Genomic DNA, 21047 nt, shown 5'->3' on the forward strand with positions numbered 1-21047 from the left:
ATGGATAATGCCCGACACGACAGCAATCCAACCAACACGAATGGGATGGATGATCCGCTCCAGCGGATCGCGGCGCTGGAACGTCGGGTCGTGGTGCTGACGCGCGAGAACGAACGGCTGGAGACGTTCCTGGCGGTTCTGCGCCACAGGATCTTCGGCCGGTCCTCTGAGAAGATGAGCCCGGACCAGCTCAGCCTGCTCGATACGCCAGCACCTGCGCCGACCGATCCGGGCGAGGCGGCCCCTTCAGGCGAGGACACGATCGGACGGCGCCGGCGAGGTCGCGGGGGTCGGCGTCCTCTGCCCGACACTCTGCCGCGGGTGATCCGGGAGATCCCGCCCGCCAGCACGCAGTGCCCGTGCTGCAGCCGGGAGATGGCCCGGATCGGCCAGGATGAGAGCAGGCAGCTCCACCTCGTGCCGGCCCATGCCGAGGTTCACGTCACGCTCCGGCCCAAGTTTGCCTGCAGGGCGTGCGGCGAGCTGGCCCAGGCGCCGGCGCCCGACGATCGACCGATCGAGCGTGGCCTGCCCACCGCCGGTACGATCGCCCAGGTCGTCATCGCCAAGTACCTCAACCACATGCCGCTGCACCGGCAGGCGGCGCACTACGCCCGGCTCGGCGTGCTGCTCGCCACCACCACGCTGTACGGCTGGGTTGAGGCGGCCGCGCGCGATCTGGCGCCGGTTGCCGACCGCCTGCTCGAGCTGCTGCTCCGGCGGACCAAGATCCATGCAGACGACACGCCGGTGACCGTGCTCAATCCGGGCCGGTCCGGCACTCACGACGGCCGCTTCTGGGTCTATGCCGACGACACCCGGCCGCGCGGTGGCAGCGAGCCCTCGATCGCGGTGTTCCGCTTCTCCGCCGGACGGGCCGGCAAGCATCCGGCTCAGCACCTGGCCGGCTTCAAGGGCACGCTGCAGGCCGACGCCTTCTCCGGCTTCGATCACCTGTACCGGGGCGGCGCTATGGTCGAGGCCGGCTGCCTCGGCCACGCCCGGCGCAAGCTGGTCGATCTGGTGCGCGCCAAGGGCTCGCCGGTTGCTGCCGAGGGCGTGAAGCAGATTGCCGCGTTGTACCGCATCGAACGGCGGATCTACGGGTTGCCGCCTGCGGAACGCCTGGCGGTGCGCCAAAGCGAGGCGGTGCCGCTGCTCGATGCTCTGCGGGCCTGGCTGACCGAGCGGCTGAGCCAGGTGGCGCCGCGCAGCGAACTGGCCAAGGCGCTCGGCTACATGAATGCCCAGTGGGATGCCCTGGTCCGCTACGCCACCGACGGCACGCTGGAGATCGACAACCTGACGGCCGAGCGGGCACTGCGCGGGATAGCCGTCGGCAGGAAAAATTGGAACGTGATCGGCTCGGATGCTGCCGGCAAAGTCGCCGCCGTGATCTACAGCCTGGTGGAAACCTGCCGCTTGAACGGGATCAACCCGGAAGCCTACCTGACCGACGTCATCGGCCGGGTCGGACGGACCAGGATCCAGGCGCTCGATACCTTGCTGCCGTTCAACTGGCGGCCGCCCGACGCCGGCAGTTCCGCCGATCCGGGACGCATGAACATCGCCCCTCACGCCGCTGCCGCCGCCTGATCCGCTCGCGCCGGGGTCTATACCCATCGGCAAACCTCCCGCTGCCAATTACCAGGAATCTACCCGCGTGGGGGCGCTTGAATAGGTGCCTTCGTCGCTGGTTTACTCAACTACTCTGCGGTGAAAGGCAGGAAGGGGTGACAGTGGTATGGCGCTGCCGCCGTTGTCCGTCGTGATACCAGGGCAAGGGGCTCCATCAGCCTCGGAAAGCGTACAACCGCGATCGCTTCTCCATCAACCTGCCAACGCCCGTTGGGTTATGAGCAGCAAGAGGGGCAGGGTGCCGTCAGGTAGGTAAGTTTGGGGGCTATTGCCATTTACTCCTGACTACCATCGGGTTCGAGTTCGGGTGATTTCCTCCGCTGCGTCCTCGGGCGGGTAGGGGGCGGGTGTTTCAGTATCATCCCGGCGCCGGGACCGCGGTTTGGGCGTGTTCCTGCTCTCAGCGTCGACATCGCTGCTGACCCGCGTGGTCGATTACCACAGCGAATAGGCGTTCTCGCGCCGCGCCTGGCTTTCCGGCAGCAGGGCAGGGGACACCCGGCAGTCCCGCGCCCTGCGGGATTCTCATTTAGCCCGCTATCGAGGCGGTCTCAGCCATGGGGTCCACCTCAGAATGGCCGGCCCAATTGGGGAGGCGCGAAATCACTGGGGTTTCACTGGGATTTGCCTCTGCCGCCGGTGGCGATCTGAGCAGCGGTCCGTAGCGAGCAAGCCGCCGGCTCAAGCTTCCAGCCGCGCCACGGTTTCCAGATCTCGCTGACGCTGTCTGACCCGCCGCTCATAGCTCGCCTGGTTCTTGGTACAAACAAGGGTGTAGGGGCGACCCGTGCGGTCGGTGGCGACATCCAGATCACAGCCCGCCTGACGAATCACTGCCTCGACATGTCCGCGCCGCGCCTCAGCCGCTTTCAGGGTCCACGTTTTTTGTGCGGGATCGTCGAGGAACTGGGCAAGGTCGCGGCAGTCGGGGCACGAACAGGGAAGCTGGCTGTTCCGCCGCCAGTCCTTCGGCGCCTCAAGCGGTTCAGCAATACGGGCACGCAGGTGGTCCAACGCGGCGGCGCGCAGTTGCTCCACAGCCGGCAGGCTCATGGGCGGCAGGCTTTTTGCGGATCTCGTGCCGACGAGATTCACGAGAGCGGGAATGAGCACACCGTCCTGATCGTATGACTTTGACCAAGCCAGCATGTGGTCGACCGCACGCATCGCCAGTGACTCGTCGACCCCTCCCAGCGCGATCACGACATCGGCCACGAGGCCGGCCGACGGGGGCCGAGGCCGGTTCCACCAGGGATGTTGTGACTCCATTTGGGTCGGATCGCCTGGAAGGGCTGCGAGCAGAGCCTCGGCCGCTCCCGCAAGGCTGGTACGGCCGCTGAGCGGCCAGGTCGCGGCGCGGGCCAGCAGTGCCGCGCACGCTTCCAGCGATGACGACGCCTTTGCGCGGATGATCCGCTCGATCAGCGTGGCGGCCTGTTCAGGCGCCAGAAGGCCAGCCGCCTCGACCATGGCGCCGGTGTCGCCCTTGGCAAACCCACCGTCTTCGGCTAGACGATCCAGGAATGCCGCGATGCTTTCCGTGTCAGCAAACCGCGTCAGCGCAGTCAGCAAACGAGTGGCAGGGCCGGGGGGGTCATCATGGCCGCCTTGCCGCTCCGCCCAGTTCCCAATGATGTGACCGGCCAGTTCGTGCCCCTGTTCCCACAGCGGAGACGATTGCACACCGTCAGCGTCCTCCCAGCGCCTTGTCAGATCTTCCAGATACGGCAGGGTAACCGACAGACCCGCCTGATTCAGAACCGCCAAGAAATGTGCGTTCGGCCACAGCACCAGCGCTGCCCGACGGTAGGTGCGCTCGAAGGATGCCCCTTCGTTGCCGGTGGCCTCGTGGAAATGCTCCTCGTCCGGCTCCAGCCCGTCGAAGGCATCGGGTGGCAACAACTCGTCATCGCCGAAGGGGATGTCCGCCAGCGAAGCGGTGCCCCCATTCGGCCGACGCCATTCGGTGAGAACCGCACGGCGGTCGTTGACCTCCAGCGCCTCCAGTTCCGGCTCTGACCAGCGGGAGCGGTACGATCCGCCGTCTCCGGTGTATTCGGCGATCCCGCTCTCCTTAATGGACACCAGCGCCAGATGCAGGGCGAAGTCAGCCCGCCGCGCAGCGGCGGCGAGCACCCCGGCCACTGCGGCATCGGCGCCCTTCAGCGCCCCGAATCCCAATTCGGCGGGAGTATAGGCATGTTCCAGCGGGTAGATGAGCTTCTCGGGCCTATCGTCCACTAGACTGTCTTCGTCCAGTATGTCGTCCTCGAGTTCGCCGGCGGCCTCCGCCCAGTCCTTGAGAAGGATCGCCGTACGAGCGGTTTCACGGTTGTAGTCGGGTGGTTCGGGTAATGGTACCGGGCCTGGGCGCGTGAGATTGTAGACCAGCGTCAGTCGGTGACCTTGGGTAACTGGGGTCAACTCGTGGACGCAGTCGGCGTAGAAGGCGGCGTAGCGCACCTCCGACGGCTCCTCCGAGCGCAGATCAAGCCGCACCTCCCGTCCCTTGTGGCGTACGATCAGTTCACCGCCGGTCGAAGCCGGGACCGAGGGCAGGACGATCACCAGCGTGGCGAACATGCTCGGAGCCTTCTCGGTGTCGCGATGACGGACGAAGAAATCGCCTTCGGCATAGATCAGCAGCTTGTAAAGCTCCGCCTCGACCGGCCCGTCCACTCCCAGCCCCTCGGCCGCGCTTGAGACGATCCGCTCCAGCGTTCGCGGCCAATGCCTGCCGCCGATATGGACCCGCCCGGCATCGATCTGCCAAGTCCGCCGCACCGCCGGGTCGACCAAGGTTTCCTCGCCGCGCCCATAGGGCGCACGCTCGGCCACGGCGATGAGCTGTTCAGCCTGGACCGGCAGCAGCGGCAGGGCGATCGGACCGACGCCCACCACCTCCATCATGGGCGCCAGCAGCTCAGCTGTGCCCGAGGCGAAAAAGTCGCCGGGCCGGCGAATGGTTCCCAGGACTGCGGCAAGCTCAAGGACAAGGGAGGACATGGAACCTCCGAGGTGGCGACTCGGACGGCATTCTGGATCAATGGCCGGAGCAAGTCGAGAGGTCGGGACGATGAATGACTGGTTTGGTCTCATCCGGTGCGAGCACGGCTTTGGCTTGGGAACAGCCGTGGCTCCCTCATCATCCGTGAACCCGATCAAGGTTTGGCGCTCGACACCATTCCTCGGTACACGATCAACCGGGGCAAATGCCGCCCTGCCGACGAGGAACGTCTGATGTTATCGGCACCTCCGAGACGTTTAGCCCGGATCCGAACTCCACTCTATTGAAACGGGTTTGCCACCTCATCCGGCATATCAGGTGGCGCAATCTTATCCGGCAGGTTCCTCTCAGTTTCGAGGGCTTGAACCACCTTATCGAGCACTGCCTTCAGGATCCGGGCATGCTCCAGTCCACCCTTATCGCGGGTGAGATCGATGCTCCCGTAGATCGAAACTCGGTCCGTCCTGTTATCGATTGTCAGGTCACCGATTCCAAGGGACTCGCTTTCGTTTGCGAAGGGCAAGATGGTCTTGTTCATGATGGTATCCTCAACGCATAAACTGCATCAGTCTGTCCAGGATCGTGTCCACGCTCCAGGGGCTCTCGGTGTGCTTTGGGCGCCTGCCCGGCAGCTTCGGGTCCGGCAGAGCCATCGCGTGATCCTTGATCGACCGTGCGAGCCCTGGGAACGGATCGATCCCGGTGATCTGCTGAAGTTCGGCGATCGACACGCTCCGCCACTGATCGCTATCGCCATTCTCCACGAGATAAGCGGCCGCCTGGTTGCGTTTGGGGTGGTAGACGGCCTTGAAGATGTGGGTCGGCACCAGCACCCGCCCGCGCAGGCGCTGCAGGGTCGCGCCCTGGAAGACCGGGCCGCTGACGACATACAGTTCTCCCGATCGGCGGGCGAGACCACGCATGGCAGACTCGATGCCCGACCACAGGCCCCGGTTACTCTGCGGATCCTGCGGGATCATGTTGGCCAAGGAAAAGCTCTCGTGCTGTGCCTGTTCATCAGGCATATCGGCCGCTGGCGCAAGGTGACCGCGGTCGAAGCCCGAGCGCGCGTAATCATCGAGGTTGGCGCGCTCGTCGGGCGGCAGCCGGGACTCCTCGTGGAAGGTGTCCCGGCGCTCGGTAGCCACAGCCGCGTCGAGCCCGTTCGGCGTCAGGTGCTCGGCCGCCCAGAGCGGGGTGCGCGTGATGCCGGAGTGCAGCACGGCGAAGGCCGCGTAGCAGATCGCCCGGGTCTTGGGCAGGAGCTTTGGGTTGACTAGATCCGGTGCGTTGCCGTGCGGGAAGAACTGCCGGCATTCGGTCGAGGCCGCGAGCGAAACGGTCCTGACGCCGACAGTCGTGATGAATCCGATTGAAGTCGGCCATGGATTCCGACGCGAAGTCGGCCACTGTTCCGGAATGAAGCCGGCCATCATTCCGAGATGAAGTCGGCCACTTCGGCGACGGTAATCAACCTTCCGGAGGAGGCCGGGCAAGACCGCTGACAGGTCAGTACTCAACCTGCATCTACTCTCACCAGTTGTGAACCTGGGGGTGGTCGATGCCAGCGAAGAAGAGGCTGACGATGCGACAATTGAGAGCTCTGCTGCGCCTGAAGCACGGCGGCGCCCGACTGAGCGACCGCACGCTCGCGTGCCGGATCGGCGTTGCCCGCAGCACGATCCAGGATTACCTGGCGCGGGTCGAGGCTGCCGGACTGTCCTGGCCACTGCCCGACGACGTAACCGACGAAGTACTGGAGCAGCTGCTGTTTCCCCGGTCGGGCTGCCGGCCAGGCTTCCGGCGCCGGGTCGAGCCGGACTGGGCGATGGTTGCGCGCGAACTGAAGCGGCCCGGCGTGACGCTGATGACGCTGTGGGAGGAATACCGCGAGGGCGAGCCCGGTGGATACGGCTACAGCCGGTTCTGCGACCTGTTCCGCGAGTTCGAGCGCCGATTGTCGCCGACCATGCGCCAACACCATGTCGCGGGCGACAAGGTCTTCGTGGATTTCTCGGGCAAGCGGCTGGAGGTGATCGACCCGGCCTCGGGAACCGTACGGCCGGCGGAGATCTTCGTCGGCGTTCTGGGAGCGTCGAGCTACACCTATGCCGAGGCAACCTGGACCCAGACGCTGCCGGATTGGATTGGCGCCCACACCCGCATGTTCGGTTTCTTCGGCGGGGTGCCGCGGCTGGTCATTCCGGACAATCTGAAGTCCGGTGTTCATCGGGCGAACTTCTTTGATCCGGAACTGAACCGGAGCTATGGCCGGATGTCGGAGCATTACGGAACCGGCATTCTGCCGGCACGGCCGCTGAAGCCGAAGGACAAAGCCAAGGTCGAAGCCGGCGTCCGCGTCGTTCAGCTGTGGCTGCTGGGCCGGCTGCGGCGACAGACTTTCTTCTCACTGGAGGAGTGCAACCGGGCGATTGCTGCTGCCTTGGAGCAGCTCAATGCCAAGCCGTTGCGACGGCTGGGCGTAAGCCGCCGCGAGCTGTTCGAGCAGCTCGACCGGCCGGCTCTGAACCCGCTCCCCGAGGTGCCTTACGAGTATGCCGAATGGCTGCGGGTTCGGGTTGGGCTGGACTATCACGTCGAAGTCGCGGGTGCCGCCTACTCGGTGCCGTACGCGCTGATCCGTCAGGAGGTCGAGGTGCGGCTGGGTGCACGCACGGTCGAAGTGTTCCGGGCAGGTCGGCGGGTTGCGGCTCATCCGCGCGCTGCATCGGGCACGGCCACGCTGAGCGATCACATGCCGGCGGACCACCGCCATTATGCCGAGTGGAGTGCCGAGCACTTCCTCAGCCGGGCACGGCAGTTCGGTCCCTCGACCGAGGCTCTGATCGCCGCGATCCTGGCGGACCGGCGTCATCCCGAGCAGGGCTACCGGAGCTGCCAGGGCGTGCTTAAGCTGTTCCGGGGCGCCAACGGGGAGCGGGCCGAGGCGGTCAGCGCGCGGGCGCTGGCGATCGGGGCGCTGGGCGGCCGGAGCATCGCTTCGATCCTGGAGAACAACCTGGACCGCCAGCCGGCGGCCCCGACGGCCGAGGCGGCGCCCCTGGTGCACGCCAACATCCGCGGCTCACGCTACTTCCATTGAGGTCCTGATCATGTTGACACACCCGACCCTGGACCTGCTGCACGACCTCGGACTGGAAGGCTGTGCCAGAGGCTTCAGGGAACTGGCGGCCAATCCCGCGGCGGCCACGCTGGATCATGCCGAATGGCTCGGCGTCCTGCTCGAGCACGAGGTGACGAGGCGCAATCAGAAGCTCTACGAGAACCGGGCCCGGCGCGCCCGGTTGCGTCATCAGGCGGTGATCGAGGATGTCGATTACCGGGCGGCGCGCGGCCTGGACAAGGCTCTGTTCCTGAAGCTGGGAGCCTGCGGATGGGTTCGCGAGCACCGCAACCTGATCCTCACCGGGCCCTGCGGAGTGGGCAAAACCTGGCTGGCCTGCGCGCTCGGCAACCAGGCCTGCCGGGAGAACCTGTCGGTGCTCTACGTGCGGGCCTCGCGGCTGTTCGCCGACCTGGCGCTGGGACGTGGTGACGGTCGCTACACCCGGCTGCTGCGCAGCTATGGCAAGGCTGATCTGATGATCCTTGACGATTGGGGACCGGAGCCTTTGGGAGCGGACCAGCGCCGTGACCTGCTGGAGATCGTCGAAGAGCGCTACGGCAGGAAGTCGTTGCTGATCACCAGTCAAGTTCCCGCGTCCAACTGGCACGCGATCATTGGAAATCCCACCCTGGGCGATGCGATCCTGGATCGCATCGTTCACAATGCCTACAGGATCGAACTGAGCGGGGATTCCCTGCGCAAACACAAAGCCGAAGTCGAGCAAAAGTGACCGCCACCGTCTGCCCGGCCCCCCGCGGGGGGCCGGGCAGACGGTGCAACCCAGGCTCGACAAAAACTTGACCGAACCTGTGTCCCGTGAGATGAGCACAATCGACCTGTCAGCATCCAGACCTGGCCGACATCAGATCGGTAAGGTGGCCGGCTTCGGATCGGAACGATGGCCGACATCGCGTCGGAACAAGGGCCGGCTTCCGGTTGGAATTAGTGGCCGACTTCATCGGAATACACAGACAGTCGGGCACAACGCGAGAACGGCGACGATGACGAGGCGCTTCAGCATGCGGTTACCAGAACAAGCCTGTTGGCGGGATTAGAGGATGTTGAGTTGAGGTTTATCGATCTGCAGATCGGTTGTGCATACATGTATGTGTGCAGCAAACGTGGTCGTACATTGTCGAGTAGAAGCTCATTGAAGAAAATGGAAGACATGATACATGAACAAGATGTAGTCTTTCGGTCAGCATATCTGAGAAAAACATGTAAATCATGGCAGCATGATCAGGAAATCTCGGGTTCGTAGTATTAGCCGCCCATATATTCATCCATAACGGGTCAAGAAATTGCGCTAATTGAATGATAAATTCACATCAACATCCTCTTATACCTCTGGCTGACAGAACAAAACCTCGAAGATGTTCGGCGGGCATTCCATCTGATGGCGAGAGACACCTATGTCAGGGAATTGCTCATGGATTTGCGGGGCGCGAACGCCATCTGAAAGGCGAGGACATCACCGGTTCCTCGAAAGTCCGTCGCCGAAAAACCTGCCGGTCCAGTGGCACACGGCGTTGTCCGAGGGCGAATGCCGTCCCTGGGGCACCCGGCTCTCAGCGCCGCCCCAGGTCACTGGGTAGCTGCTACTGGCGCCTTCAAAGTTTCCTCAAATCTCTCTTGGTCGCGTCTCTGCTGATCACGGTTCCGCTCAGAGAGGGACGACTGCGGCCCCGGATACCGGTCCTGGCGTTGCTGTTCCTGGATTGCCCGGTCAGGATTGGCGATCACCTTCCCGGCACGCTTGCCTGAGATCGACTAGGATCGACTCACGTGTGGATCGGCGTCTAAGCTGAAGCCATGACCGTAATACATCTACCGTGTTGATTAACTTGGAAGTTCGCTTCATGAGTTGGCCCTCCGTCGGCGCCGGTAGAGGACCATCTTGGAAGCTCTTTTCCCTCGGAAATTCAACAGTTTGAGCCGTCTCAGCTCGTGGCCTAAGCGTCAATGGCTATCCACAAGCAGGAGACGTGCGTCCGGAAGGCCGCATAAAAAGTCGACTTACCGTCCTTCAACGTCTTCGCACGTCCAATCCAAGTTAACGTGACAATGCCGGCAAACATGGTCGAAGCGCACGGATCTTCTTGCTGCGCCCGCTTTCCTCCTTCTGGTGACAGATTCAGCCCAGATAGTACCACTCAGCCGGCGGCGGCAGTCCGACCGCATCGACGTCGAGCGTGTGAACCACCTGGCCCGTCGCGATTTCGACCGAGGTGTAGATGGTGTGGCCGCCAATCTCCTCGCTTGTCAGCTCAAGCGGAGGGGGAACGGTACCGAGATCCGTTTCACGCTGGCTGTTGAACTCGATGATGTCCCCTTCGGCGACGCTGAACCCGTGAATGACGTCATGATTGGGCACGAAACCCGGGCGCCAATAAAACTGATACTGATCGGCGCCGCCTCCGCCGGTGAAGTCCTGGTTGCCTGCCCGGCCCTCCAGCTGGTCCTCCCCGTTGCCGCCGACAACCGTGACATCCGTGCGGGCGAGCACGTTCAGGTGCGAGGTCGCGGGAGAGGCTTTGAACTCCTCGATGCCCGCGACGCGGCCGAGTGTAAAGCCGCCTCCTTCCACCGGATCATCCCGGTACATCATCGTACCACTCCCGTCGGACTCGATCGTCAGCTCGAACCAGGGATAAGGCTCCTCCGGCCCTGGCGTGAAAACGGTGCTGTAGTCGATCTGCAGCGTGTCGCGGCCACTCCCGCCATCGTAGAAGGTGATGCCGGTTGTGAAGGTGAGGGCCGCTAGGTTCGAGTGTATCAGCGTATCGTTGCCAGCACCTCCGCGCAGATCATTCTGCCCACCCGCACCGTTCAGAACATCGTCGCCATCATCACCGCGCAGCTGGTCATCGCCCGAACCGCCATTGATGAAGTCGTTTCCGGCGCCGCCCTGCAGCCAGTCGTTGCCCGCCTCGCCGTAGAGCTGATCCGCACCCTCGTTGCCGAAAAGGGCATCGACGCCGGTGCCACCGAACAGCTTGTCGTTGCCGAGACCGCCGTAAAGACCGTCGTTTCCTCCCAACCCGTTGAGAGTGTCGTCGCCTCCCAGCCCGTTGATGGTGTCGGACAGGGATGTACCGTTGAGAAGATCGCGTAAGGCCGTGCCGTTGATAGTTGCCATTACACCTGCTCCCACTCAGACTTACGTCAAGTCACTCGTTCAACAATCTATATCTGAATATCCTACCTGACATAATCTCAAAGCGATATAATCGAAATAGATAATGCTGCGGTGCATTACTGAACTGAACCGACCCGTAAAACCCTGGTGTTCATGCTTGGATAGCTTCAGTCAGCGCCGTGCCGCCTTGGCCGCGGGACTGCCGCGAGATTGGGGGGCAAGCCGCTGTAGCCGTTTCGGAGCCGGTCCCGGCGTCGAACAGCTGTCCAACGCCGGGACCGAACTTGCCGTTGAGGACGGCACAGCGGACTTGGAGCAGGAGATCGGCACCATGGCGGGACCAGCGCATCTGCTGGGATTTGTTCATGCGGCGGTTGACCAGGAAGTTGGCGGTGCCTTCGGTCAGCGCGGTGCCGACGCGAAGCCCGGCACGATGACGCTCGGCGTAGTTGACCAGCCAGGCGCTCTGGCTGGAAAGATAGCGATCGATCTCGCGCAGTGCCGTCCAGAGCCGGCGTGACGGCGGATCCTTTTTCCGGCAGCCTGGCTCACCCTGAAAAACCGGCATGACCGCACGGATGCGTTCGATTGTGACCGTGGCATCCTTGACCTTGCCGTTCCAGATCCGCCAGCGCAGGCGCTCGACTTCCGCCACGATCACCGCCTTTGCTTTGACCTGCTCCGGTGTCTCGGACGACAGGGTGCTGGCTGTCGTCTCGGCGTGCTGCAATCGCATGGCGATGTGGAACCAGTCGAGATACGGCCGCTTGGTAACGCCGGCCTTGACCAGGATAGAGCGCAGCCCGGAACAGCCGTCAGTGAACGCCGTGATCCCGGTGTCGGCGGTCTGGCCGACTTCCCTGAGACCGCGCCGGATCAGCTCCTCGATCGGCGTGTCGGTCTTGGCGACCGCGGCGAAAACCTGACGGGCTCCATTGGATGCCTCGACGTTGCCGAGGCGGACTTCGAGATGGCGCTGACCGTCCTCACAGCTCCGGACGAAGGTGGAATCCAGGGTCACGGTGATCGCCACCGCTGGAGCTGCCGGCTCGGCTGGGACTACGTCACGCAGCTGCTCGCCGACCCGTAAAGTGCCCCGGCGCACGGTCTCGGGTGGATCCCGGCATCAACCGGCAGGAGATGTTCAAGCAGGCCGGCGGCGATCCGGTAGGGCATGAGCGCCGACAGATGGGCCCGCAGCTGGTCGAGCTCGGGTGTCGAGCGGCAGTGGGATGGCCAATCGACACCCAATGTCATCAAGTTAGCCGGCACCGGTCCTTTGGTTGTACACGGCTAAACGAAGTGGCTGCGGTGGTTTACATTTCCTACGAGCATGGCTTGTAGGTCATGTGATAGCCGTGAAGGCGCGGTCCTTTGCGTCTTGGATACAGCCGTCTCGGGCGAACCGGCTCGATGGTACGGGCAAAGACGTCGATCAAGGCGCGCAGCAGGTCCAGAGGATCAGATCGGATCAACAGACGGACCAGTGTCCCTTTCATGGCGCAGAGGGCATGGGTGAGATTGACCTGCTTGGGATGGCTGTCGCCGCGGTGGTGCTCGTCCACCTGCTGCTGGGCGGTGCGGGTCAGCACCACCGTCAGGTTCAGCGTGAAGACTTTGGCGTGGAAATCCTGGCGGATCGTCAGGGGTGATTTACCGCTCCAGTTCTCCACTTCAACCCGGCACTTGAAGCATTTGTAATTCTCCTCCTGGGCCCAGCGCAGATGGTAGAGGGTGGCGAACTCCTCGGCCGGATAGTCGTCGCGGTCGAGCAGCGAGGTCATCACGATCTCAACCTCGCCGGTGGGCAGCAGGACGCGGATCAGGCGCACCGGGATTACGGTGGTGGGAAAACCGCGCGACCGGCAGGCCGCCTGAGCTTCGGCGTGAGGGTGGAGCGTGACCACCGCGTCGTTGCGCCCGGCCGCCAGGAAGTCACCGACCACCGACCAGGTGTCGGGCGCGACGCGGGCGCACCAGCTGAGTTTGCGTGCCTGGAGGGCGGCGAACACCCAGAACGCCGGATAGCCGCAGTCGAGCAGCAGCAGGCTGCCCGCCTCGAGGGCTGCAAGGTGCTCGATCAGAAGCGTGCGCTCGTCCTGCTGGTAGGGAGCGATAATGGCATCGAGGATGAGGCCGTTGAGCGGGTCGTAGACCTGGGAGATCCGCGCCAGAGTGGCGGGATCACTGTGGGCAGGAAACATCTGGCCGAACTGGGCGATCACCTCGGGCGTGTCGGGCAGGCGCACCGTTGATCCGTCGATGGCCCGCAGATCGAAACCGCGCCACCGCCGAACCGGAGCATCGTGGTACCAGCGCTGGACGAGATGGCGGTTGAGCTCGATGAACGCGGACGACTTGAGCTTCTGCCGGGCGGCGCAGAACGCGCTTTTTGTGACGACACGCTCGGCGACATCGCCCGGGCTCAGAACCTGAAAGAACTGATCCAGCTCGCGCTGGAGCGCACCCTTGATCAGGTTGAGCAGGAACACGACCATGATGGGGAACGACAGGGTGCGGTAGCGGGTAAAGTCCGTTTTGGAGCGTCGGTGCCGGGCAACGAAGTCAGGATCGTTGATGAGATCACGTAAAGACTGAATAAGGCTACACTGGATACTGAGGGTTTCCCCCGATCATGTCCGGATCACTACCTTGCTTCTCGCACATATCAGCCTCTCGTGATGTGGATTAACTTGGGATAACTTTGCCCATTTTCCTGTTCCGTTCAATAGATCCTTCAGTGCTCTCTAACTTGATAACATTGAATGTGGGGTGATCTCGTGAAACGCCACGACAGGTAATGAGCACGCCGCTGAACAGGACGCTTTGGGTTGAGGATTGTCACTTGGCTCAATGGGCGCCTGCACGTCAGGACGCCGGTCACACGCTTTGCCGCCAAAGTTGCAGCACGATAATCCGCACCCAATGCGGGCTTCCCACGGAAGAAGGTGAGAAAACCACTCGCCGCGCGGCGTCTTCTATGGGAGTGTCGAGACATTGGGGTGACAGCTAAAATCGGCCCTTTGAAGCCCAGGTCCGGCGTTGCGCCGAGGTAGGACTCCCACTGGCTCCCCCAATGTCTCGACGCTCCCCCGGAGATTTACAGGCTGCCAATCCAATCCGGCGAAGTCCTTACGCTTGCCTAAAATTCAACATTAGTCCGTTAAATCCTCCCGTATTTTACCAAACCGGCTACCGCCCACACCGTCATGGAATCTGTAAGGACGGTCGTGACGGGATAACCTTGGGCCTGTTGGAGGCGGAGACGGTTCAATCACCTGAAAAAGGTAGACGGGCCGCTGTAGCAAACCACGGAGCTTCAAAATGGCCAAAGGAAAATATATCGAAGAGGTCGATCCTCTAGGCCAACCAACACATGGAAATGAACAACCGACCGGAACTGGAGCCCACGAGCGTAACCGCATTCAGCAGGAACGCGAGTCGCAGGACAACAAGACTAAAGGCAATGAGGGACGCAAGGCTGGTTACGATAAGGCATGATTGCTGTGGCGTGACGGTGAGGAAACTATCATAGGAATGGGGGAGTAGTGGTAAGCAAGCTATGACTGGCCGTACGTTTCAGCGGCTGGGGAATGAAGATGAAGTTGGTCTTGCGCTTGGCAGCGTGATGAGATGGACGTCCCCCAGTTCCGGCGCGGCAGCGCCATTTGACGGATAGGACGTTTTTTCATCAGGGAGATTGTGCGATGTCGGCGGCGTTCATCGGTCTCGATCTGGCGAAGTCGGTGTTTCAGGTTCACGGCGTTGATGCCCAGGGCAAGGTTGTTGTGACGAAGCGTCTGCGCCGGGACGCGGTGCTGGCGTTCTTCGCCAACCTGGCGCCATGCGTGGTTGGGATGGAGGCGTGTGCCGGGTCGCACTTTTGGGCGAGAGAGATCGCCCGGCTCGGCCACACGGTGCGCCTGATGGCGCCGCAGTACGTAAAGCCTTATGTGAAGCGTCAGAAGAACGACCGGGCCGACGCTGAAGCGATCTGCGAAGCGGTGCAGCGGCCGAGCATGCGGTTCGTGGCGATCAAGAGCGAGGAGCAGCAGAGCACCCTGGCGATCCATCGGGTGCGCGAGACGCTGGTTGCTCAGAAGACGCAGCTGATCAACGCGCTGCGCGCCCACCTCGCCGAGTTCGGCATCGTTGCACCGCAGGGCGCCGGCAAGGTCGAGCAGCTGACCGCCGTGGTCACCGACCTGGAGGATACCCGGGTTCCCGCTCTGGCCCGGAGCGCTCTTCAGGGTCTGGTTGACCAGCTGCGCGACACGGAACGCCGTGTCGAGGAACTCGACGCCCGGTTGGCCAGGCAGGCCCGGGAGGACAAGGTGTGCCAGCGGCTGACCACGATCCCGGGGATCGGGCCGATCACGGCGACCGCTCTGACGGCGACGGTCGGCGACGCCACGGTCTTCGAGTCCGGCCGTCATCTGGCGGCCTGGCTCGGCCTGGTGCCGCGCCAGAACTCGAGTGGCGGCAGGGAGCGCCTGGGCGGCATCTCCAAGGCAGGCGACGGTTATCTTCGCCGGCTGCTGGTGCATGGCGCGCGGGCGGTGATGCGCTGGCACGGCAGGACTTCGCCCTGGCTTGCCGGGCTGCTGAAGCGCCGCCCCGTCAACGTCGCGGTGGTGGCGTTGGCCAACAAGCTGGCGAGCATCGCCTGGGCGGTGATGGCGCGCGGGGAGGACTACCGCAAGCCTGACGCGGCGGCCGAGCTGGCACAGGGGTGAAGCGATGATGACCCAAGCACCCCAGCTCGCAATCCCGACCAGCAGCAGAATAGCGCCGTGCTCGCTCCGGCAAGGCCAAGCCGCCTCCGGCGGTGGCCCTGGCGGGCCAGCCTTGCCGTCCGCTGTGCGCGGCGCTCTTGGAAAAGACAGGTCGGGGCGAAGAGGTGGTCCCGCCGATCGAACAAAGAGGTTGGCATCAGGAGAAAGAACGGAATGAGACAGTGCCGCAGGCTTGGCAGCCGTTCCGGCGCCGAAGGCGGTACATCAGGCTCTCCTTCGGTTTGCGAGGGCGATTGACGACGTGATGACATGACAGGTCGGACCGGGATCGGCCAAACCCGTGTGCAACAGCGAGCGGCAGAGCTCGACAGCGTGATTGGGTGTCGATCCGCGCATCTCATCAGGGCCAGTAGCCTACGGGGCTGCGTCAACAGGCCGAATAGATGGCGGCAACCGACTCTCCAGGTCGCAACGTTGCAAAAAGCGCTTGCAAGGCGGGGAACGTCCATAGATGTTGCACGGATGGGCGGGATGGCGTAAGGAGCGGCCTGTTTCGATGCTCCGGGTCTTGCCTTCATGCCGCACAAATACAACGCCGACCGTCGCCACCATATTCCGCGGCCGAAGCGACGCGTAACGAATTGGTCAACGTATAACGAGGCGCTGCGGCAGCGGGGCAGTCTGACGGTGTGGTTCACAGAAGAAGCGATCGCGGCTTGGAAAGCCGCACCGTGCACCACGCCGGGCGGTCAGCCGCATTACTAGGATCTGGCGATCACGACAGCTCTGACGCTCGGCGCTGTGTTCCACCTGGCGCTGCGCCAGACAGAAGGATTGATCTGCTCGATCCTCCAGCTGCTCGGCCTCGACCTGCCGGTGCCGGACTTCTCGACCCTCAGCCGGCGGGCTCAGAGCCTGGAACTGCCAGCGCAGCCCCGCGCCACCATGTCACAGTCGCCACGTGATCCGCTCCAGGCGGTCTTGAAATGCAGTCGTTTCGACCGGGTTGGGGTGAGTCAGGCCCTTGCCGTACTGCCTAACCCTGCCTACCGCCGCACCCCCAATCACTCGGCAGTCCCGCCATGACATAGCGGGAGCATTGAAGTCCGCGGCTAATTGATCTCAAATGCGGGAATTCTGCTCGATCAGATTGTAGGTGCTCGCCATGACGACTCTGACCGACCTGACTCTCGCGGAGGCTCGTGCGGGGCTCCGCAAGGCCGATTTCACCGCTGTCGAGTTGACTCAGGCGTTTCTGGACCGCATGGCCCAGACGCGCGACCTGAACGCCTTCATCACGGAAACGCCAGAGCGGGCGCTGGCCGATGCCGCGGGATCTGATCAGAAACTGAGGGCTGGGACCGCGCGCCCGCTTGAAGGGCTGCCGCTGGCGGTGAAGGACAATTACTGCACAGAGGGGGTGCCGACCACGGCCGGGAGTCACATCCTGAACAATTTCGTGCCGTGCTACGAGTCGACTGTCACACGGAAAGTCTGGGATGCCGGTGCGGTGCTGCTGGGCAAGACCAACATGGATGAGTTTGCCATGGGTTCGTCCACCATGACCAGCCATTTCGGGCCGACCAGGAATCCGCTCAAGGCGCAGAACGACCCACGCCATCGCGTACCCGGCGGCTCTTCGGGCGGCTCTGCCTCAGCGGTCGCGGCACGTTCAGCACTGGCGGCACTCGGCTCCGATACAGGAGGCTCAGTGCGCCAGCCGGCAAGCTTCTGTGGCGTGGTTGGTTTGAAGCCCACTTACGGGCGCTGCTCGCGCTGGGGACTGATCGCCTACGCCTCCTCACTTGATCAAGCCGGCCCCATTGCCCGCACGGTTCGGGATGCGGCGATCCTGCTGAACGCAATAGCCGGTCCGGACGAAAAGGATTCGACCTCGGTCAACCAGTCCGTGCCCGATTTTGAGTTGTTCGCCGGTCAGCCGGTCAAAGGAATGCGAATTGGGATTCCCAAGGAATACCGCTTGGACGGCCTGCGCGACGATGTGGTGGCCCTGTGGGAACATGGTGCCGCCATGCTGCGCGATCAGGGAGCCGACGTGGTGGAGGTGTCCCTGCCGATGTCACGCTATGCCCTGCCGGCCTATTACATCATCGCCATGGCCGAAGCCTCGTCCAATCTTTCGCGCTTCGACGGCGTGCGATATGGTCTGCGGGTCGATGGTGACTCGCTGGCCGAGATGATCGAGAACACTCGAGCGGAAGGCTTCGGCGAGGAAGTGAAGCGCCGCATCCTGCTGGGCACCTTCACGCTGTCGGCCGGCTACTACGATGCCTATTATCGCAAGGCGCAGCAAGTCCGCATGCTGATCAAGCGGGACTTCGACACGGTGTTCGGGTCGGTCGATGCCCTGCTATACCCAACCTCTCCAATCCCGGCTTTCCCGGTCGGGGAACTGATGGACGATCCAGTGGCCATGTACCTGATCGATGTCTACACGATTACGGTAAACTTGGCCGGCCTGCCAGCCATGTCGGTGCCGGCTGGGACTTCGGCGGAGGGGCTGCCGCTGGGATTGCAGGTGGTGGGGAAGCCGTTCGAGGAGGGAACGGTGATCAGGGTAGGCGAAGCGTTAGTGTAAAAAACTACTCTCTACAGCAGATTGCCGCAAGTCATTGATTACTCTCGCCTACTGGAATAAAATACTAGACTTTAGTTCCAAGTAAAAAGGAAATGAAAGAGATGGCATAGCATGATAGTTAAGTTTATCTCTTGTTGTTCTGCATGGTCTTAATGACCGCAAGCTCCACTTTGGCGTCTATGTTGCGGTCCATGCGGTCGATGTCTCTGGTGAACTCGGCGAAGGCTCCTTCCAGTGTTGCCATGCGCTCGCTTAGGGCTTTTAGCTCAGCGGTCTGCTTACGGACATCGGCTGCAATGTCGTCGGTCCGTTTCAGGAGCTGGTAGATTTCCACGCTCTTGACGAAAGGCGCCAGGATGGTCGCCCAGAAGCCTGAGCCTATACCTGTTCTTGGCGCCGGCGGTTCAGCCATTCCTCAATCACCTTCGCGTTAGGTTCGCTCTCTTTGAGGATGCGATGAGTGTCCTCGATGTTCTTGCGTGCCTCAGCCATGTTCTCTTCAAACGTGACGGTGGCGGTGCCGCTTATCACGGGCTTTGGAGCATTGAGATTGCCCTGGATCGTGTGCTCTCTGGTCATGGCGTTCTCCATTGCTGACAGCTCAGCTTATCATATGGGCTCTCTGGACGGGAGTGCTCCCTTCTCGATCTCCTCGGCGGTTGCTGGACGTATGGATGTGAGAGCAACGGAAACCGTGGGGCAGCTCGGGCTGCGTCAGCGAGCGGGGCGGGGGACCGTCAACGGGGTTCCGTCAGGTCTCGCGCCAGATCCTGAGCGGAGGCATAGATTGTTATTCGGCGTACAAAGTTGGGTTCTTCCAAGTTTTGTGTGAATGACCAAGGCGTGTCCATTCAAGACAACATTCGCGTCAAGCATGCGCGAGCACCCTGCAGCGCAGGAGCTCGAACCCGGCGCGTCCGTACATTTCGCGCTTGATGACCTTGAGCCTGTTGACCTGACCCTCGACCTGTCCATTGCTCCAGGGCTCAGTCAACGCGGCGCGGAGCGCGTCCTCGTCACGGCGCAAGCCTGCTGCGAATGATGCCAGAGCACTGGTTTCCGCCTGCTGCAGCCAGCAATCGAGGGTGCTGGCCACCTGCTCCTTCACCATCGTTGTAAAGCGGCGGGTGAGTTCGACGGCGGTGGCGATGGTGGGCGAGCGCTCCAGCAGCGCCGTGACGAACCGGCGGTCGTCATCGCCGAGTTTGTCGGGTTCGCTGGTCAGAAGGCGAACCGCCCGGCGCGGTGTCGGCGGCTCCGAGGTCATGTCCAAAGCCGGTTTACCGGAGCCTTGCTTTGGTTCGGCAGGTGGATCCTGGCGTCGGCGCTGTGTCGCCCAATCCCGTACAACCGTGTACTGCCCGGGAAAGCCTCGGTCCCGGAGTTCCCGCCAGAGTGCTGCAGCGTTGGTGCAACCGCTCTGCCAGCGTTCTTCCAGCCAGGCTTTGTACGGATCGAGGATGCTGGTACCGCGATCGGCATGGCGCCATGTCGGGGCATGACCGGCTTTCAGCCAACGACGTACCGTCCTGCGTTCGATGCCGATCGTCCGGGCGATCGCTTTCAGCGACAGACCCTGCTGGCGCAGACGGACGACTTCAGCGAAGCGGGCATCGCGGCGTTCCTGCGCCACTCGCGATCGCCGCTCGGTTGTACGCATCGGTCGCTCCGCTGGTGAAGCCGGCTTCGGAACATCCGCGATTGCTGTCGGACCCGCCGGTAATGTTGCCGCCCGCGCGGCCTCGCGCAGGTCGCGGTGATGCTGATCGAGAAGGTTCCGCAGAGCGTCGCTGCCATTACGCAGCAGATGCCAGCGGTCCAGGATCTGAGTGGCATTCGGCGCGGCCCGGCTGGCGCCGTCGGCATAGGCGCCGGCGCGGTCGCGGACAACGGCCGAGACAGTAGGATGCTCCCTCAGCCACGCCGCCAGCGTGTCGGCATTGCGGTCGGGCAGCAGGTCGATCACCCGGCGACGCTCGAGATCGCACAGGATCGTGCCGTAGCTCTGGCCTTTGCGCCATGCCCAATCATCGACGCCGAACACCCTGACCGGTGGGATCGGGTCGGCATCACTGGAACAGACACGGTGCAGCAACGTCGAGCGGCTGATCGGCACGCCCAGGGTGGCGGCGTGGCGGGCGCCGGGGTTGCCGCCCAGTGCCAGGCCGATTGCCCGATGCACAGAGCGCAGACGGTCCGTCTGGCGCGCCCGTGGGCAGGCAACGCCGGGCAGGGTCTCGGCGAAGGTTCGCCGTGGACATTCGGGAATGGTGCAGCGGAAGCGACGGATCCGGATGAGCAGAAGTATCGGGCGGCCGAAGCAGGCGACGTCGCCGAGGCTGCGCCAGTAGAAGCCGTGAACCCGCCGCGACGGAGTTCCGCATGCGGTGCAGGGAGCGGACTTTGCTGTTGGCTGCGCCCGCAACGTGATCCGGCAAAAGCCATGATCGATTTGTTCAAGGACCTCAAGAGTGTCAGGAAAACCGATTGAATGCAGAGAAATGTGCAAGCACGAACTCAGGATGGTGGAGGATGTCTCTCATATGGCAATCCCACTTGCCGTCGACACCGGGCTTCGTTTCGGACTGCTTTCCGAGAATGGATCTACCTCCGGTTGGTCACACTAAACTTGGAAGAACCCAGATTCCGAAGCCGATTGACAGGCAAGGGAATGGATCGGCAACTCCGCCGCAGCGTCGGGATGACCCTTGTCGAGCGACTGGTGAAGCAGGTCGAGGGATCGATCGAGGTGGATGCATCATCGGGAACGGTCTGGAAGATCATCTTTCCGCTATGATGTC

At 63.0% G+C, this 21047-nt stretch carries 16 protein-coding genes and 1 pseudogene; 8 read left to right on the plus strand and 9 right to left on the minus strand.

Translation table 11 applies throughout. The features are described 5' to 3' along the window. Window positions 1–45 precede the first annotated feature (45 nt). Window positions 46–1596 carry an IS66 family transposase gene (gene tnpC, locus IGS68_RS33655; protein ID WP_201083732.1) on the plus strand — a complete coding sequence of 517 codons (1551 nt, stop codon included), beginning with the start codon at window positions 46–48 and terminating at the stop codon, window positions 1594–1596. A gap of 723 nt (window positions 1597–2319) precedes the next feature. Here the strand turns inward: tnpC and IGS68_RS33660 are convergent. The 3 genes from IGS68_RS33660 to IGS68_RS33670 form a co-directional block, all read right to left on the minus strand. After that, complete coding sequence (locus IGS68_RS33660; RefSeq protein ID WP_201083734.1) at window positions 2320–4644, minus strand: 2OG-Fe(II) oxygenase; 2325 nt, start codon at window positions 4642–4644, stop codon at window positions 2320–2322. 281 nt (window positions 4645–4925) lie between these two features. Further along, complete coding sequence (locus IGS68_RS33665) at window positions 4926–5183, minus strand: hypothetical protein (RefSeq protein WP_201083736.1); 258 nt, start codon at window positions 5181–5183, stop codon at window positions 4926–4928. 10 nt (window positions 5184–5193) lie between these two features. Further along, window positions 5194–6081 (minus strand): DNA/RNA non-specific endonuclease, encoded by an 888-nt coding sequence (locus tag IGS68_RS33670; RefSeq protein WP_201083739.1) that lies wholly within the window; start codon window positions 6079–6081, stop codon window positions 5194–5196. Window positions 6082–6230: 149 nt separating this feature from the next. On the opposite strand from IGS68_RS33670, the gene istA reads away from it, so the two are divergent. Both istA and istB read left to right on the plus strand, forming a co-directional pair. Next, a complete protein-coding gene (istA, locus tag IGS68_RS33675) occupies window positions 6231–7748 on the plus strand; it encodes an IS21 family transposase (protein ID WP_201083741.1) in 1518 nt (505 codons plus the stop codon). Window positions 7749–7758: 10 nt separating this feature from the next. After that, a complete protein-coding gene (gene istB / locus IGS68_RS33680; RefSeq protein WP_201083744.1) occupies window positions 7759–8502 on the plus strand; it encodes an IS21-like element helper ATPase IstB in 744 nt (247 codons plus the stop codon). 1404 nt (window positions 8503–9906) lie between these two features. On the opposite strand, the gene IGS68_RS33685 is transcribed toward istB, so the two are convergent. From IGS68_RS33685 to IGS68_RS33695, 3 genes are all read right to left on the minus strand, one after another. Next, window positions 9907–10911, minus strand: a complete 1005-nt coding sequence (locus IGS68_RS33685; protein ID WP_201083747.1) for a calcium-binding protein — start codon at window positions 10909–10911, stop codon at window positions 9907–9909. A gap of 151 nt (window positions 10912–11062) precedes the next feature. After that, window positions 11063–11944 (minus strand): hypothetical protein, encoded by an 882-nt coding sequence (locus IGS68_RS33690; protein WP_201083748.1) that lies wholly within the window; start codon window positions 11942–11944, stop codon window positions 11063–11065. A gap of 292 nt (window positions 11945–12236) precedes the next feature. Then, window positions 12237–13526 carry an IS4 family transposase gene (locus IGS68_RS33695; RefSeq protein ID WP_201083770.1) on the minus strand — a complete coding sequence of 430 codons (1290 nt, stop codon included), beginning with the start codon at window positions 13524–13526 and terminating at the stop codon, window positions 12237–12239. A 709-nt stretch (window positions 13527–14235) separates the two neighbouring features. On the opposite strand from IGS68_RS33695, the gene IGS68_RS33700 reads away from it, so the two are divergent. The 4 genes and pseudogenes from IGS68_RS33700 (at window position 14236) to gatA (ending at window position 18246) form a co-directional block, all read left to right on the plus strand. After that, window positions 14236–14412: a hypothetical protein gene (locus tag IGS68_RS33700; protein WP_201083749.1), complete on the plus strand. Its 177-nt coding sequence runs from the start codon at window positions 14236–14238 to the stop codon at window positions 14410–14412. A 206-nt stretch (window positions 14413–14618) separates the two neighbouring features. Next, window positions 14619–15647: an IS110 family RNA-guided transposase gene (locus tag IGS68_RS33705; protein ID WP_201083750.1), complete on the plus strand. Its 1029-nt coding sequence runs from the start codon at window positions 14619–14621 to the stop codon at window positions 15645–15647. 576 nt (window positions 15648–16223) lie between these two features. Beyond that, window positions 16224–16560 (plus strand): annotated as a pseudogene (locus IGS68_RS33710) (transposase); the annotation flags it as partial. Between the two features lie 252 nt (window positions 16561–16812). Further along, window positions 16813–18246, plus strand: coding sequence for an Asp-tRNA(Asn)/Glu-tRNA(Gln) amidotransferase subunit GatA (gatA, locus tag IGS68_RS33715; RefSeq protein ID WP_201083751.1), 1434 nt, complete (start codon window positions 16813–16815; stop codon window positions 18244–18246). Window positions 18247–18370: 124 nt separating this feature from the next. Here gatA and IGS68_RS33720 read toward each other — a convergent pair whose 3' ends face one another. The 3 genes from IGS68_RS33720 to IGS68_RS33730 form a co-directional block, all read right to left on the minus strand. Next, window positions 18371–18658, minus strand: coding sequence for a hypothetical protein (locus tag IGS68_RS33720; RefSeq protein WP_201083752.1), 288 nt, complete (start codon window positions 18656–18658; stop codon window positions 18371–18373). After that, entirely contained in the window at window positions 18625–18825 is a 201-nt protein-coding gene (locus IGS68_RS33725) for a hypothetical protein (RefSeq protein ID WP_201083753.1), read from the minus strand. Before IGS68_RS33725 ends, IGS68_RS33720 begins: the two co-directional genes overlap by 34 nt. Window positions 18826–19114: 289 nt before the next feature. Next, the gene (locus tag IGS68_RS33730) at window positions 19115–20755 is read right to left on the minus strand and encodes an ISL3 family transposase (RefSeq protein WP_371822010.1); all 1641 of its coding nucleotides are present in this window, start codon (window positions 20753–20755) and stop codon (window positions 19115–19117) included. 162 nt (window positions 20756–20917) lie between these two features. Here IGS68_RS33730 and IGS68_RS36095 point away from each other — a divergent pair, with 162 nt between their 5' ends. Further along, window positions 20918–21043, plus strand: a complete 126-nt coding sequence (locus tag IGS68_RS36095; protein ID WP_256445804.1) for a hypothetical protein — start codon at window positions 20918–20920, stop codon at window positions 21041–21043. The last annotated feature ends 4 nt before the right edge of the window (window positions 21044–21047 follow it).

Origin of the sequence: Skermanella sp. TT6 (genome assembly GCF_016653635.2) — a bacterium.
Classification (GTDB): Bacteria; Pseudomonadota; Alphaproteobacteria; order Azospirillales; family Azospirillaceae; genus Skermanella; species Skermanella cutis.

Coding starts and splice junctions, on each gene's coding strand:
- IGS68_RS33720 (WP_201083752.1), bottom strand. CDS start 18,658: ATGGCTGAACCGCCGGCGCCAAGAACAGGTATAGGCTCAGGCTTCTGG.
- IGS68_RS33685 (WP_201083747.1), bottom strand. CDS start 10,911: ATGGCAACTATCAACGGCACGGCCTTACGCGATCTTCTCAACGGTACA.
- IGS68_RS33665 (WP_201083736.1), bottom strand. CDS start 5,183: ATGAACAAGACCATCTTGCCCTTCGCAAACGAAAGCGAGTCCCTTGGA.
- IGS68_RS33705 (WP_201083750.1), top strand. CDS start 14,619: ATGTCGGCGGCGTTCATCGGTCTCGATCTGGCGAAGTCGGTGTTTCAG.
- IGS68_RS33725 (WP_201083753.1), bottom strand. CDS start 18,825: ATGACCAGAGAGCACACGATCCAGGGCAATCTCAATGCTCCAAAGCCC.
- IGS68_RS36095 (WP_256445804.1), top strand. CDS start 20,918: ATGGATCGGCAACTCCGCCGCAGCGTCGGGATGACCCTTGTCGAGCGA.
- istA (WP_201083741.1), top strand. CDS start 6,231: ATGCGACAATTGAGAGCTCTGCTGCGCCTGAAGCACGGCGGCGCCCGA.
- istB (WP_201083744.1), top strand. CDS start 7,759: ATGTTGACACACCCGACCCTGGACCTGCTGCACGACCTCGGACTGGAA.
- gatA (WP_201083751.1), top strand. CDS start 16,813: ATGACGACTCTGACCGACCTGACTCTCGCGGAGGCTCGTGCGGGGCTC.
- IGS68_RS33660 (WP_201083734.1), bottom strand. CDS start 4,644: ATGTCCTCCCTTGTCCTTGAGCTTGCCGCAGTCCTGGGAACCATTCGC.
- IGS68_RS33670 (WP_201083739.1), bottom strand. CDS start 6,081: ATGATGGCCGGCTTCATTCCGGAACAGTGGCCGACTTCGCGTCGGAAT.
- tnpC (WP_201083732.1), top strand. CDS start 46: ATGGATGATCCGCTCCAGCGGATCGCGGCGCTGGAACGTCGGGTCGTG.
- IGS68_RS33700 (WP_201083749.1), top strand. CDS start 14,236: ATGGCCAAAGGAAAATATATCGAAGAGGTCGATCCTCTAGGCCAACCA.